This window comes from Bradyrhizobium sp. UFLA05-112 (assembly GCF_053572325.1).
On the sequence record NZ_JBANBK010000054.1, the window covers coordinates 1 to 13,837 of the forward strand.

Annotated in this window: 17 protein-coding genes and 1 pseudogene; 4 read left to right on the forward strand and 14 right to left on the reverse strand. The window is 59.3% G+C overall.

Annotation, left to right across the window (positions count from 1 at the left end; all coding sequences use genetic code 11):
* Positions 1 to 350: 350 nt before the first annotated feature.
* Positions 351 to 1,397, forward strand: coding sequence for a type II asparaginase (locus SO180_RS27290; protein ID WP_449381926.1), 1,047 nt, complete (start codon positions 351 to 353; stop codon positions 1,395 to 1,397).
* 328 nt (positions 1,398 to 1,725) lie between these two features.
* Here the strand turns inward: SO180_RS27290 and SO180_RS27295 are convergent, their stop codons facing one another.
* Together SO180_RS27295 and SO180_RS27300 are read right to left on the reverse strand one after the other, a co-directional pair.
* Positions 1,726 to 2,112, reverse strand: a complete 387-nt coding sequence (locus SO180_RS27295; protein ID WP_449381927.1) for a hypothetical protein — start codon at positions 2,110 to 2,112, stop codon at positions 1,726 to 1,728.
* Between the two features lie 211 nt (positions 2,113 to 2,323).
* Positions 2,324 to 2,623 (reverse strand): hypothetical protein, encoded by a 300-nt coding sequence (locus SO180_RS27300; RefSeq protein WP_449381928.1) that lies wholly within the window; start codon positions 2,621 to 2,623, stop codon positions 2,324 to 2,326.
* 274 nt (positions 2,624 to 2,897) lie between these two features.
* Between SO180_RS27300 and SO180_RS27305 the strand changes: the two genes are divergently transcribed.
* On the forward strand, positions 2,898 to 3,251 hold the full coding sequence (locus SO180_RS27305; RefSeq protein ID WP_449381929.1) for a hypothetical protein: 354 nt from the start codon (positions 2,898 to 2,900) through the stop codon (positions 3,249 to 3,251).
* A 180-nt stretch (positions 3,252 to 3,431) separates the two neighbouring features.
* Positions 3,432 to 3,797 carry a hypothetical protein gene (locus SO180_RS27310; protein ID WP_449381930.1) on the forward strand — a complete coding sequence of 122 codons (366 nt, stop codon included), beginning with the start codon at positions 3,432 to 3,434 and terminating at the stop codon, positions 3,795 to 3,797.
* 106 nt (positions 3,798 to 3,903) lie between these two features.
* Here SO180_RS27310 and SO180_RS27315 read toward each other — a convergent pair whose 3' ends face one another.
* From SO180_RS27315 to SO180_RS27345, 7 genes and pseudogenes are all read right to left on the reverse strand, one after another.
* A complete protein-coding gene (locus SO180_RS27315) occupies positions 3,904 to 4,113 on the reverse strand; it encodes a hypothetical protein (RefSeq protein ID WP_449381931.1) in 210 nt (69 codons plus the stop codon).
* Positions 4,114 to 4,359: 246 nt separating this feature from the next.
* Entirely contained in the window at positions 4,360 to 4,692 is a 333-nt protein-coding gene (locus tag SO180_RS27320) for a hypothetical protein (protein ID WP_449381932.1), read from the reverse strand.
* 597 nt (positions 4,693 to 5,289) lie between these two features.
* Positions 5,290 to 5,991 (reverse strand): annotated as a pseudogene (locus SO180_RS27325) (GrlR family regulatory protein).
* Positions 5,992 to 6,467: 476 nt separating this feature from the next.
* The gene (locus tag SO180_RS27330; protein ID WP_449381933.1) at positions 6,468 to 6,647 is read right to left on the reverse strand and encodes a hypothetical protein; all 180 of its coding nucleotides are present in this window, start codon (positions 6,645 to 6,647) and stop codon (positions 6,468 to 6,470) included.
* A 78-nt stretch (positions 6,648 to 6,725) separates the two neighbouring features.
* On the reverse strand, positions 6,726 to 6,965 hold the full coding sequence (locus tag SO180_RS27335; RefSeq protein ID WP_449381934.1) for a hypothetical protein: 240 nt from the start codon (positions 6,963 to 6,965) through the stop codon (positions 6,726 to 6,728).
* A gap of 320 nt (positions 6,966 to 7,285) precedes the next feature.
* The gene (locus SO180_RS27340) at positions 7,286 to 7,453 is read right to left on the reverse strand and encodes a YjiS-like domain-containing protein (protein ID WP_449381935.1); all 168 of its coding nucleotides are present in this window, start codon (positions 7,451 to 7,453) and stop codon (positions 7,286 to 7,288) included.
* 18 nt (positions 7,454 to 7,471) lie between these two features.
* Positions 7,472 to 7,981: a hypothetical protein gene (locus SO180_RS27345; RefSeq protein WP_449381936.1), complete on the reverse strand. Its 510-nt coding sequence runs from the start codon at positions 7,979 to 7,981 to the stop codon at positions 7,472 to 7,474.
* 965 nt (positions 7,982 to 8,946) lie between these two features.
* Between SO180_RS27345 and SO180_RS27350 the strand changes: the two genes are divergently transcribed.
* A complete protein-coding gene (locus SO180_RS27350; protein WP_449381937.1) occupies positions 8,947 to 9,924 on the forward strand; it encodes a helix-turn-helix transcriptional regulator in 978 nt (325 codons plus the stop codon).
* Positions 9,925 to 10,085: 161 nt separating this feature from the next.
* Here SO180_RS27350 and SO180_RS27355 read toward each other — a convergent pair whose 3' ends face one another.
* The 5 genes from SO180_RS27355 to SO180_RS27375 form a co-directional block, all read right to left on the reverse strand.
* Positions 10,086 to 10,235, reverse strand: a complete 150-nt coding sequence (locus SO180_RS27355; RefSeq protein WP_007609497.1) for a hypothetical protein — start codon at positions 10,233 to 10,235, stop codon at positions 10,086 to 10,088.
* A gap of 95 nt (positions 10,236 to 10,330) precedes the next feature.
* Positions 10,331 to 11,152: a tetratricopeptide repeat protein gene (locus SO180_RS27360; protein ID WP_449381993.1), complete on the reverse strand. Its 822-nt coding sequence runs from the start codon at positions 11,150 to 11,152 to the stop codon at positions 10,331 to 10,333.
* A gap of 32 nt (positions 11,153 to 11,184) precedes the next feature.
* Entirely contained in the window at positions 11,185 to 11,871 is a 687-nt protein-coding gene (locus SO180_RS27365) for a substrate-binding domain-containing protein (protein WP_449381938.1), read from the reverse strand.
* A gap of 19 nt (positions 11,872 to 11,890) precedes the next feature.
* Positions 11,891 to 12,595 (reverse strand): GrlR family regulatory protein, encoded by a 705-nt coding sequence (locus SO180_RS27370; protein ID WP_449381939.1) that lies wholly within the window; start codon positions 12,593 to 12,595, stop codon positions 11,891 to 11,893.
* Between the two features lie 199 nt (positions 12,596 to 12,794).
* Positions 12,795 to 13,829, reverse strand: a complete 1,035-nt coding sequence (locus tag SO180_RS27375; RefSeq protein WP_449381940.1) for a glutamine synthetase beta-grasp domain-containing protein — start codon at positions 13,827 to 13,829, stop codon at positions 12,795 to 12,797.
* Positions 13,830 to 13,837 lie beyond the last annotated feature (8 nt).

Consider the following 13,837-nt stretch of genomic DNA (forward strand, 5'->3'; position numbering starts at 1 on the left):
CTTCAGTCCTGCCAACTAGACAGACTGAATCACTGGTATCTCTGAGTCGCAACCGCGGCCTTTTTCAACGGAATCGGCCCCCCAACTCACCCATTGGCCCGAGGCCGAACGGCGCTTAACCCGTTGTGATGTCAGCTGTCGGCGGCAAACCGGATGCCGGCGTGTGCTTGCCGCGACCGCCGCTTGTGATCCAAACTCGACCATTTGAAAGCGTCGCCACCCTAGACAGGGTGCATCGACTGGAGGATCATACGCTGGGCGAACTGGGCGCAATCGACGAAGCTTTCTAGGAGAAGGAATTCAAGATGTGGCAGTTTCGGCTACGTAATCACATATTGGCGACAACGAGCGTGCTCTTCGTGCTGCTCTTCAGTCTTGCAGCCGCGGACGCGAGGGGCCCCGGTCTGCCCAACGTCGTGGTTCTTGCGACCGGTGGCACGATCGCCGGCACCGGTGCGAGCAGCACCACCGTGGTCGGTTACACCGCCGCAACGGTGGGCATAGAGACCCTTTTGAACGCCGTTCCGGAATTGAAAACGGTGGCGAACGTCAAGGGCGAGCAGGTTTTCCAGATCGCCAGCGAGAACATGAACAATGACTACTGGCTCAAGCTTGCAAAGCGCGTCAACGCCCTCCTCGCGCAGGACGACGTGGATGGAATTGTAATCACGCACGGCACTGATACGATCGAAGAAACCAGCTATTTTCTGGACCTTGTCGTCAAGAGCAAGAAGCCTGTCGTCATCGTCGGCGCGATGCGGCCGTCTACAGCGATCAGCGCGGACGGGCCGATCAACCTCTACAACGCGGTGATCCTGGCTGGCAGCGACGAGGCAGTCGGCAAGGGCGTGCTCGTTGCTCTCAACGATCAGATCAACGCGGCTCGCGAGGTAACCAAGAGCAACACCTCGACGGCAGACACATTCCGCACCCCCGAACTCGGCTTTCTCGGCTATATGCAAGGAAACAAACCGTACTTCTATCGTCAATCGACACGTCGGCACACGGTGGATTCCGAGTTTGACGTTTCGGGTCTCGATGTCCTGCCGCAAGTCGATATCGTCTACGGCTACGCCAACATGAACCGGGTCGCGGTCGACGCCTTCGTCGCAGCCGGAGCTAAGGGGATCGTGCATGCCGGAGTGGGTGACGGCAGTCTTGCCCGGCCCGCGGTTGAGCCGGCCCTCGACGAAGCTCGCAAGAAGGGTGTCGTGATCGTCCGCAGCAGCCGTGTGGGGAACGGCATCGTCGCGCGCAATGGAGAAGCCAAGGATGACGAGCATGACTTCGTTGTCTCAGATACGCTGAACCCTCAGAAGGCGCGTATCTTGCTGATGCTGGCGCTGACCAAGACGACCGACACCAAGGAGATCCAACGGATGTTCTACACTTATTAGACCGCCCGAAGCGCGGTTACGGCCGTCGCAGATGTGTGCAGTGAGATCATATCGATGAACTCGTGATCTCCGGCGATGCTACGCGTTACTCACATCGTCTCCTGCTGCGCCGACCGGCGCAGCAGTATCGGGTGATCGAATAGCGTTTTGGTCTGCCGCCTTGTGCGATTCTGGTTATGGCCCATCCGCGAAGTGGCGCGGCTCGTCGAGGTTCGGACACGGCGCAATAGCGGACCATATTTGTTCAAGCGAGTTCTTCGCATTTGCCTCCTGAGTGGGCCAGCGCCAATTAGGTGGTCGCAGGGTGGGCAACAACAAACCGCGCGTTTCACGTCATCGTTCCCGGCATGAAGCAGCGAACACTCACACCCATCGGGCCGTACAGCGGCCAGACCAGCGCCACGCTAGCCCTGTTCGGCTCGTCGATGACGGCGTCGTCGGGCACGTAAACCCACTCGGTTTCGACATTGGTGGCGCCGACCATCGCGCGCCGAAAGCCCACGGACGTCGTCGGCACGCGGACGCGGTAACGGTTGCCGCTAATCTCCCAGTCTACCTCGGACAAATGCATTGCTTCGCTACCATCGCAGCATAGATCTCCCTTTCCGTCACGAAGCTTCTCGAACCACTTCGACAGATCGGCCCGATTGTGATCGTGCGCGAGCGCGGCGCCGGCCCATACGATCAGCGCGAGGGCGAATAGATTAGAGAGCATCGACGTTAATCCAAATCGTCAGACAACCAATCGGCCCAAATGAGGATCTGTTGCCGGATCAGCTCAAGGGCACCGCACTGCAATGATTCTCGAACATCACTCGGAGGCGCATAACCTCTGAAATAGGATTTGTTTTCTTTGCGAACTCTTGTCTCGCCAGTCCAACAGTCGCTGGGGGACACTCCGCTGAAGCCTGAGCCATCTTCGGCAACTATGGGCGATAGCGTTTGACAGTGAGACCAACAGTGGTCAGTGCCGGCACCTCGGCCGTCGCATGAGGTACTGTCAAGCGCGGTGTCAAGATCGCGATTTGAGTTGGAGAAGCAGGCATGCCAGCCAAGGTCAGCGTGGGAACGGCTGGCCGTTCCTCAACATTCGCCGACCCCATCACCCCAACCTGGTGCTGCGAAATCGGAAACCCCATCATTTCAAACGTTGGCAGCTCTGCGGCCGATGCCCCGGCAGTTGTGACAATGGTAACAATGCCTGCGATTAGCCCAAAACGTGTCATGCTAAATTCTCCCCTAGAGAAATTGATACCCACTACATTTCTGTTGATGAAGTGGAGCCCTAGTTCGCCGTCGTGGGCGGGTCGGGGACAGGGAATTGTTCTTCGTTTGTTGTATTTTTGAATACCAGAGGGAAGGCGCAAAGGCTGCCTACGATGGTGGTGCATCGCCTCTGGATAAAGAAATCGCAAACTTCCGCATTGAACTTAGCGCCGTTGGCTGCGGCCTAATACCAACCTCTTCACACCGCAAGCTCGCGATGAAAGCGCACTGCCGATGAGAAACACGAATGCAATCGAAGATCGAATTGCCCTCTTGTTAGCAGCTTTCTGTTTCAGCAAGATTTCGTTCTTCAATCAAAGAGAGAGGTCTCGCGGCAAAAAAATCCAACCACAACGCGAAATGATTTATCTGGAGGTGCAATCACCGTTGGGTGCAATCCGCTTCCGCACCAGAGACGCGTTGGACGGCGTCGTTCGCGGAGATAAAGGCGATTCGCGCATCGTCACGACCAAAACGATCCGATGCGAGAACATCGGCGGCCTGCAACGATTGGTGACAACGGCCGCGTCCAACCTATCCGTTCGCGCACAACCAAGACCCGAACCTGACGACGGGTGCGTCCAATGACCGCGCCACTTGAACCCTGGTGTCCGCATCGCAGACCTAACAGCAGCCGGGAATTTTAGGAGCCGCCCAGCTCGTCTGGAGTCGGCGCAACATGTGAAGTTGTTCACATCAGAAACCCGGGCGATTTGAACTAAGTCATTTCGGAAGTCGTGGCGCAGATCTCTTTTTAAGGAGATTGCAGTGACGAAGATATTCTTGATGACCACTATCAGGGCTTTGATCGCGCTGCTGGTTTGGCACTGCGCGGCGCACGCGCATGATCATAGCCGCCCCGAACTCAACGGCTGGTTCGAGAGCCTCAAGAGTACCAAGGGGCCATGCTGTTCCGACGCCGACGGCACGGCGCTATCCGACGCCGATTGGGACGTGAAGGACGGTCACTACCGCGTGCGCATCAGGAGCCAATGGTGGGACGTGCCGGAAGAGGCCGTGATCAAGGAGCCGAACCGCGCAGGTCACACGATGGTCTGGCCCATCTACTATTGGGCGCTCGGCAACCTGCTGCGGATCGACATCCGTTGCTTCATCCCCGGGGCCATGATGTGACCGACACAGCGCTTTCGAACAAAAGCCCGTCCCGCACTCGGTAGAGCGCGAAGATGGTGGCTTGATTTGGTGGTGAGGCTCGCGCCTGGGGACATCAGCCCCCGACCTATTCAACCTCGATCAATCGCTGCTTGGTGACCCGCAAATTGCGCACGTAATAGCCTTGCCTCTGAACGGCCGACTTGATCTCGTCGCTGATTTTGAGAACCCTTCTTCTGCTCTTGCGCCATTTATTTGGCGAGCACAGTACAGGTATCGCAGAACCGGTGCTTAGAACGAGCAAGTCGCGCTTATCGTTGCGATAGACATCAAACACTTTTCGCCCCCGTTGATCATATTGAAATAGACATGAAATGTGTTTCGGTCTTCTACATCGACCAGCTTACTATCTCGAATGGCTCTGCGGGTTGTAAATGTGCAACGCCCGCCATTTACTGCTCACCACGTTCCGGGTTGGGAACGAACTGATACAGATTGGGCGGATTACCTTGGGGATGCCCTTCAGATGCAAGAAGATGACACCTGCAAACGAATTCTTGGACCGATTTGGGAGCGGCCCATTCTAAAGCGAGATGCGCAGGGCATCCACGGAACGCTTCACTGCGAATATGAAGACAGGCGACATCATCTGCCGGCAACGAAGCGGGAAGTAGACTGGAACGAGAGCGCGATCAATTCTGCGCAGCGGCGGTTGTTTGCTAGCAAGCGCTGACGTCCCGGAAGCTTCCTCTTCAGCAGCGAGGCCGCGAGATAGCTGCCGAGGTAGTCCCCGGAGGTACCAGGTTGCCGGCTCCCACCGCGCCGCAAGCTGCTTGATCTGCTCGAAACCAAGGATCGACTGCGACACTTTGCCATTTCGGATCATGATCGCCACATCGAGATCTTTGGGCAGCAACGCCGTCCCTCTCGGGACCGCAGAGCGCAGTCTCATCACTCCGTGGTTGGCCAAGACAACAATCTCTTAGGGGTCTAAGACTGCGGGCATTGTCCGTCCCCGTGCTGGCCGCAAGCCAGCAACCAGCTGCTGATGATTTTCCACTTGTCTCGCCCCCTCGCTTGGAATTTCAGGAGCGGAGAGCGCTTGTCCTCTAGTTCGCAAAAGAACCTCAACGTATCGCGGGCGGTGGCTGCCCCGCGATCGATGGAGTGAGTCTGAAGCCAACGCCGCCATTCGCGGGTAATCAGCAGTTTGCGTTGGGTTTGGTAAGTCGACGCGCGTCTTCGTCCCATGAGGCAGCCCCCCGAAGGTCTTCGGTTAGTCGCGCTGGCTTTGTTAGAGATCTGTATTCGAGAGCGTTGGACAAGCATCCAGACGGTACCGGGCATCCGCCGCGCCGATGGCACCATCGAACCCGCGATATGAAGGAGAGACCTTAAGGCTTTCTAAATCGGGATATGACGCTGGTCTGACGTGTTTTCGTTTGATTGCTTCATGGCAGGCGCCGAGGGACCACAACAGCTTGTCGGAATTCGAAGAACTGCATACGACGCCCTAGGCTCGCCGCATCAGCTTGAGCGAAGCAGCAAGGCGCAGGCTGCGCTTGCCTGCGAGCGCGACGCCTTCGAGCTCGCCGCTGTCCGCCGTGCAGCTCCCGGAGAAGCCGATCCCGACTTCATAGCCGCCGAACACCGCGTTCTCGCCCTTCGCCGGCGTATGTTCCTGGTTGAGCATCTCGCCCTTCCAGCGGCCGTCCACCGAGGCGTACGAACCGAGGTAGTAGAAGAAGGCATCGCCGCCGAGGATGCGGCCGTCCATCAGCAGCATGCCCCCCGAGAGGCCGGCGTCGATGCCGTCGAGCGCGAAGATGGATCGCGTAGAGCCCGTTCGCGATACCGCCTGCTCCGACAATGCCCCGTGGTGGCAACGCATCGTCATCGAGCCGCGTAAGCTCGGCCCAGAACATCGCGCCCGGTACCGGAGCGGCCTCTCCTTCGAAGCGGATGCCATTGCTGTTGGTCCGGCCGCGCACGCTGATGGCGGCACGTCAGTGCCCATCAGCGGCCTGTAGTAGGGATCGTTGTTATGACGCTCGGTGATCACCTCTCCGATGATTTCACCGCCACGCTCCTCATAGGTGCTGAGATGCGCAAAGGCGGAATTGCCGCCCAGCAGCTTGCCGTTGTGCATGCACATGATGCTGCGGCCGAACGCATCGTTGACGCCGTATTCAACTTTGTAGAGCCAGTTCAGCAACGAAGGAAATGCCGGAAAGCCATTTCAAGTAACAGGCTACCTAGCACCGCCGCCCTGCCGAGACCATCCGGTTTATCGTCACGGGGCGAAATCGATTGCCGCAGCTCTCGTTGACGTCTGCTCAGTGGCGCTCAGCGGGCTGGATTTGCTCAGGTTGAGTTCTTCGCCTGCTTACCCAGAGCCGACTTCGATCCCTCACCGCTCGCCGGACACCCGCAAATAACCGTCGGATAAATCAGTCGGTCGGCGCGTTCGCGACCGGTCGCCGCGCGACGAGAATATTGGCAATACACTTTCCCACCTGCAACCAAGCCAAGCGGGCGACGTGAGCTGGAATCCGACCTAGGGCACGTTAACTGCTGGCATGGATGCGGTCGGGCGCGGCACGAAATCTGCTTGATGCTGGCCTCGTGTGGCCAACATGATCGAAAACGCTACAAAGAGAATGAGAAGCCCTCGCATCATTCATCCTCAAATTAGGGCATAGCCGACATAACGGCGAGTGCTGCCTCGCCGTTTCCCGGACCGCCCGACGCAAAATAGAGCGCAGCAAGCGCGATTAGCCCGAGGATGGCATAGCCAGCAGTGATCCATCTGTCGTAGTCTCGTGTCGCCTGAACCGATGGCGCGGTATGAATATAGTCCACGGTTGCCATGACCTGACTCCTTCGAGTTTGGCGCGATGGACGCGCTGAGATGACGGCAAATGCCCCACTTGTAAAATGCATCAGGCGTTACTGGTTGGATCGACTCTCTTCGCGCAAGGTGGCATGCTGTTCCATGCCGCCTGACCTGGTTATGACCTGGTGGACACCAATCACGGTCGCGCCAACCAAGAACAAGCTGGCATAGAAGGCCAGCACGGCTTTCGCCCAACGCTTGTGAGTGGTCCTGTCTTCGTGAGTGTTCGCGGCTGGTTCGTTCAGCAAAAAGCCATTGGTAACATGTGCGGAATCCTCACTGAAATAATCCATAGGAAAGCTCCTTGGAATTTGTTCGGTCAGTCTATTTCCACGACGCATTGCTCCCAATTTCCGGACTCGGAAAAGCAATTCACCCGCAGGACTCCTGCTTCGCGCAAATTTCCGTCCTCAGCTTAGCGCCGGCCCCGGACGCACTATGTGAAGCTGTTCACTGTGGGGCATGCAAATCCTTCAAAGGGCACGCAAGGCTTGTAGCTCGCGGTCCGCAGGTTGGCCCCCTGCCGACTAACACGAAAGCCGCTCGAGTGTCGGGCCCTTTGGGATAGACACGACATCAGTCCGCGCCCTCCAAAGACCGCCGCTTATGACTCTTATCGGAAGTCCGTAGGCACAATCTGACCGTCCGCCGTTGGCAGGTATCGCAGCCAATCGCCGGGTCGCATGCCTCGCGGATCAATACCGCGGTGTGAGGCCACATAGTCGATCTCGCCGCGAGTGATGCCGATATCCACGAGCTCCCTGTCACTTAAATCAGACAAAGTGCGGCTCTTTTCCTTTCAGGGCGTAAGTCGTGTTGCGGCTGCCTCGAGCGAGTCGGCTCCATCAGGCCGCACGAACAGAAAATGAGACGCCACCCAAATTTGTGTGTCAGCACGGCCATCTTGGCCGATGAGGATGAGTCCTGCTCCGCCATTGGCTACTGTTAGAATGACAGGCTCGCCCTTCCATGTCTTGATTGGCTCCATTCCGATGATGAGAAATTCACCAATCGGTTGATCAAAATATTGAAGTCGCAATTGTGGCGCGACCTCTGCTGCCGCGAGTCCGAAACCCAGCAGTTGAGCGCGGGCATAAATTTCGGCGAGCGGTACAGTACCGGTTCGAAAGCCGAGATCGGCCGCCGATACTGCAAAGAGGTTCACATTTCTTGTAGTGGTACTAAGAGCAAAAGCTGGTCGAGCGAGAATATCCCCGGCCGCGTCTCCGATCCCACAACCGGCTGCATGCAACGCGTTAGTGAGGGCTAAGGGATCCGCGAAGGTGCCTACTTTGATTGTCTTCCACACCGAAGCTTCGGCGGCAGATCTGATTGGACTTCTTGGGGTACTCGTTAATGGAGTTCTCTCGGACCTCAGTCGGCTCGACAGGACGTCCCGCGCAGTGCATTGCGCGCGAGCTTCGCTTGCGAACAAAGCTATCCACGCGGTGAAGAACATCGCAACAATGAGGGTGCTACGGCGCCATCCTATCGAACAATGCGCCAGGGCATATTTGCACGGCGTGTTCGGCTTCATGGCAATCTAACCTCTCGAAAGGCCAAATTGAAAACAAACTTGCGGTCACGCTGCGGCCACACGGCCTCACCAGATGTGAGCCGCTCACATCCGCATAAATCTTTCTCGTGTCGATACGTCACTCACTGGCTCTTAGCGAACCCGCACAACAACAGTTGTGACTAGAAAGAGACCCGCCTCCGAGTCATTGGGAAGAACGGAGGGTAGTGCGTCAAAGCAACCATGCCCAACGTACTTTGAAATGTGTCCGAGGGCGGGGCAATAGCACTCAAGCATTCCAATTTCAGTATTCCGATCTTCAAATCAACGGCCGGCAGTCCGCAACCCCACTGACCGTTCACGTCGGATCCCCAAGGGGGATCTAGCGCAGCTCTACTCTAGCATCATTGAAACCACTGAGCCAGAGGCCGGGAAAAAGTGGTAATGAGGTCCGGCACGTGCTACAAAAGATGTAAATTCGATCGAGAGATAGAGCCATCACGACCGACTCCTCCCAAGGGAGATTTTGGCATCACGACTTTCGCAATCACTGCAGCCGTAATTTGCTCGCCACCACGTGAACCAGCTCACATCGACATCCATCACAGGTGAATGAGACTAGCAGGTCAATGGTTCAATTTCTTGGACTCATGCGCACGACCTAAAAGCAAGTCAGTGCGTGAACTGCAAATCACGGATACCGACAGTATTTTGTCACAGCATTTGATCCCGACGTCTTATCAAGGCTGGAGATCCCCATGTCCACGGACGCAGCCGAATTCGCATCGCATCGATTCTCAACACGCGAGCTTCCGGAGCGGATGAGAGTCGCTTTATGGCGAGAGAACTTTGGGCGAGGCATAGTCCACGTCGATATCGAGCCTCTGTCGGACGTTCCGTTTCAGGCCGATGCAACGTTGCAAGCGGTCCGAGGGTTGCGCAGGCTCGCACTGAAGGGCTCCCCCATGCAATTCAAGCGCTTGCGAGCGAGCATGGCTGATGGTGACGACTCGATCGGAATCATCGTCTGCTCTCCTGGCAGAAGCCTGCTGTCGCAGCGCTACCGGGAAATTGAGCTTCGCACCGGCGGCGCAGTCGCAATTCTGCATTCGGAGCCCGCCACCGTCACCTATGTCGACGGATTGCTATTCGGTCTGGCCGTGCCCCGCGAAGCGCTTGCAGAGCGTGTGCCGAATGTCGAAAGCCTCGCGATGCGACCGATCCCTCATCGAACTGAAGCGCTCCGACTCCTCATGGCTTATCTACAGTCGGCATTCAAGGACGGGGCTCTGGCCACCCCCGGGCTGCGTGATGCGGTCCTGGCTCACATCCATGACCTCGTTGCGCTCGCGATCAGCGAGTGCACTCCCTTAGGCGAGAGCACTGTGAGCGGGGTCGTGGCCGCGCGCCACAGCGCCATCCTCGACCACATCGCTGCACACTTTCAGGAGCCAGAGCTTAGCGTCGAGACGGTAGCCCACAGCCAAGGCATCTCACCTCGGTATCTGCAGCGCCTGATCGCGCTATCAGGATCATCGTTTACCGGGTACGTGAACGAGTTACGTCTCCAACGGGCGCTCAAGCTGCTGACCGAGTCCCAGGCATGCATGCAGCGAATTTCCGACATCGCGTTAGAGGTCGGCTTTTCGGATGTTTCGCATTTCAATCGATTGTTCAGGGCGCGCTTCGGCGATTCGCCCCGTGGCGTGCGTTGCGCCGGAAGCTGTGCCAGATGACCTCGACCCCCGCGAGTGCCGCTCCGATGATGCCATCATGCCCCTGATTTGCCCGACGCGTCAACGTATTTCGTTAAATCCGCAACCCATCGCACCGTCCCATGCGGCTACTTTGCATGGGGTTGTTTTCGATTTTTTTGTGTTGGGTCCGGGAAGGCGTTCTAGTGCCGCTTGAAATACTGCACCTCGCGCTCGTGCTTCTCGGCCGCCGCGCGGCTCTTGAACGTTCCGAGGTTGCGGCGCTTGCCGGTCTTCGGGTTCACCTTGCGCGAATAAAGACGATATTCGCCGGACGCCAGTTTGCGGATCATGTCGCGACTCCTGTTCGTTTCGGTCTCAACGACCGGGACGCGAACCGGGTTCCTTCACAGCTTGTCTGGCGAGAACTACTGATTTCCGGAGCGGTTCAGAAGCAAAGCGTGGTGACGAGCTGGCCTTGCTTGTTCTTGATCGCATACGGACAGCGGATACGTTCCAGCGCCTTCTTGGCGTCTTCATCGCCCAGCGCTGCCGCACGCTCATAATAGGCCTTCGCAGCAGTCGCATCCTTCGGACCGCCGCGGCCTTCCTGCGCGAACGCGCCCATCCGCTCGAGCGCGCCCGGGTGGTTTTGCGCGGCCGCCTTCTCGAACAGTGCGCGCGCTGCGACGTCGTCCTTTTGACCGCCATCACCGCTCGCGAGCATCAGGCCGAGCTGATATTGCGCCTCCGCGTTGGTCTCGGCGGCCTTGCCGAGCAGCTCGCGCGCCCGCGCCGGGTCGGCCGGAGCTGCCCCGGGCGAACCGCCAAGCGCGGCAAGATTGCTGACGCCGCGGGGATTGCCGGCCTGGGCCGCCTTCTCGAACAGCTTTCGCGCCTGCGCCTCGTCTTTGGCGACGCCTGCGCCGGTGCCGTAGAGCACGCCGAGCTCGACCATCGCCGCACTCGAGCCCTTGTCGGCCGCCTTGCGCCAGGTTGCCATCGCTTCCGCCATCTGCCGATTGGCGGCGTAGGCGCGCCCGAGCTCGTACATCGCGCGGCGCGAGCCGCCTGCCGCCGTCCTGCAGAACTTGATCGCGGTCGCGATGTCGGCGGCTGCAAGCTCGGTTACTCCCTTCACGTCGGCCGGTTTGTCGGGATCGCTGGGATCGGCCGCCAGCCGATCGCACAGCACGAGATCGGCCGACTGCGCATATGCAGCAAGCGGTGTCGCGAAGGTCAGGAGAATGGCGCAGAGAGCTTTCCGCATGGCCGGCAGGTTGCGTCCGGGCATTGGCGAATTCAAGGCTCGAGGCCCGACTCTCGCAACACAGGCGCAACCTCGGGCGAAGCCAGGTAGCGCAACAGCCGATCGGCTGCCTCGGCATTCGTCGCCGTCGTCGTGCGGCCAGCCGAGAACAGCGCCGGCGTCTGCAAGTCCTGCGGGATCGGTCCGACCACTTCGATGCCTGCGACCTGCTTCAACTCGCTGATCTGCTGCACGGCGAGATCGGCCTCGCCGCTGACCAGCCGCTCAGCGGTAAAGCCCTGCTGCACGATGGTCGCCTTGGCGTTGATCTCGCTTGCAATGCGCATCCGAATGATCAGCTCGGCAAAGTAGATCCCGCTCGCGCCTAGCCGCGAGTAGGCGACGGAGCGCGCCGCAAGCAGCGTCTTGCGCAGCGCGCCTTCGCTCGCGATGTCCGGATGAGCCTGCCCCGCTGCCACGGCGATGCCGACATAGGAGCGCGCGAGGTCGGCGGCGCTTTGCGCCACCACGCGGCCCTCGGCGATGACCTCGTCGAGGCCTTCGCGCGTCAGGATCACGAGATCGGCGGCCTCGCCGTCCCGTAAGCGCTTGAGCAATGCCTGCGTCGGCGCGAAGTCGGCGTCGATGTGGACACCCGTCGCGGCTTCGTAGGCGGCGGACAGGTTGCGCATCGCCCCCATCAGGCCGAGCGTCGAGAGCATGCGAACGGTATTTTCCATGGTTCTCCAAAACATCCAATCAGGCGCGATGCATCAGCTTCAGCGCCGCGGTCAACCGCAGGCTGCGTTTGCCGGCGAGCGCGGTCGCTTCCAGCACCGCCTGCTCGTCGTCATAGGTGCCGGAGAAGCCGATGCCGACCTCACGGCCGCCGAACACGGGATTTTCATCGCGGACCGGCGTATGCTCCTGGTTCAGGATCTGGCCCTTCCAGCGGCCATTCGCCGCCGTGTAGCTGCCGAGATAGTAGAACGAGGCATCGCCGCCGAGAATGCGCCCGCGGTTGAGCAGCATGACGCCGGTGAGGCCCCCTTCGATGCCATCCAGCATCCGAAGATGGATCGAGTAGAGACCGTTGGCGATGCCGCCCTCCCCGACGCCGCCAGCGATCGGCACCCCGTCCTCCCTGATCGGCATCATCACCGACTGGAATGGCACTCCCGGCAATTCCTTCAGCTCGCCCTTGAAATGATAGAGATCGCCGTCCGGCCAGCCCTTCGCGATCAGGGTCGCATCATCAGTGCCGGCCATCGCGCGATAGTTCGGATCGGGATTGTGGCGCACGGTCTTGATGACGATGGCGACCTCCTCGCCCGCCTTCTCGTAAGTGCCGATATGGGCAAAGGCCGAGTTGCCGCCCAGCATCCTGCCGTCGCCGACATGCATGACGCTGCGGCCAACAGCTTCGCCGAGCTGAAACCGTACCTTGTAGAAACCTTCCAACACCAGCCGTGTCCCCGGCCTGCGCGCATCCGAGGCGGAGTGTACCCCGCTTTCGTCCGCGGGGGACAAGTTTCGTTACCCCAGCCGCAGTGCGCGATATCGCCAACTGTCATCAAAATGCAAAAATCCGCCGAAGCCTCTCGGCCTCGGCGGATTTGAGAGCCAACCCGGACCAAGCCCCCAAGGTCCGGGCCGGTAGGATCTAGGCGGCCGCCTTCTTGTCGGTCGGAACGGACGAGATCGTCTTCAGGATCTGCGAAGCGATCTGGTATGGGTCGCCTTGCGAGTTCGGACGACGGTCTTCCAGATAGCCCTTGTAGCCGTTGTTGACGAAGGAGTGCGGAACGCGGATCGAAGCACCGCGGTCAGCCACGCCGTAGCTGAACTTGTTCCAGGGCGCGGTCTCGTGCTTGCCGGTCAGACGCTTGTCGTTGTCCGGGCCGTAGACGGCGATGTGGTCCATCAGGTTCTTCTCGAACGCCGCCATCAGGGCCTCGAAGTACTCCTTGCCGCCGACTTCACGCATGTAGGCGGTCGAGAAGTTGGCGTGCATGCCCGAGCCGTTCCAGTCGGTATCGCCGAGCGGCTTGCAATGGAATTCGATGTCGATGCCGTACTTCTCGGTGAGGCGCAGCATCAGGTAGCGAGCCATCCACATCTGGTCGGCAGCGGTCTTGGAGCCCTTGCCGAAGATCTGGAATTCCCACTGGCCCTTCGCCACTTCGGCGTTGATGCCTTCATGGTTGATACCGGCGGCCAGGCAGAGGTCGAGATGCTCTTCCACGATCTTGCGGGCGACATCGCCAACGTTCGAGTAGCCGACGCCAGTGTAGTACGGCCCCTGCGGAGCCGGATAGCCGGCCGTTGGGAAGCCGAGCGGACGGCCGTCCTTGTAGAAGAAATATTCCTGCTCGAAGCCGAACCATGCGCCGGCGTCGTCGAGGATGGTGGCGCGCTTGTTGGACGCATGCGGGGTCTTGCCATCGGGCATCATGACTTCGCACATCACGAGCACGCCGTTGGTGCGGGCGCCATCCGGGAACACCGCGACCGGCTTCAGCACGCAATCGGAGCTGTGGCCTTCGGCCTGCTGGGTGGAGGAGCCGTCGAAGCCCCAGAGCGGAAGCTGCTCGAGCGTCGGGAACGACGCGAATTCCTTGATCTGAGTTTTGCCGCGCAAATTCGGAGTCGGCGTATATCCGTCGAGCCAGATGTACTCGAGCTTGTACTTGGTCATTGAGCCTC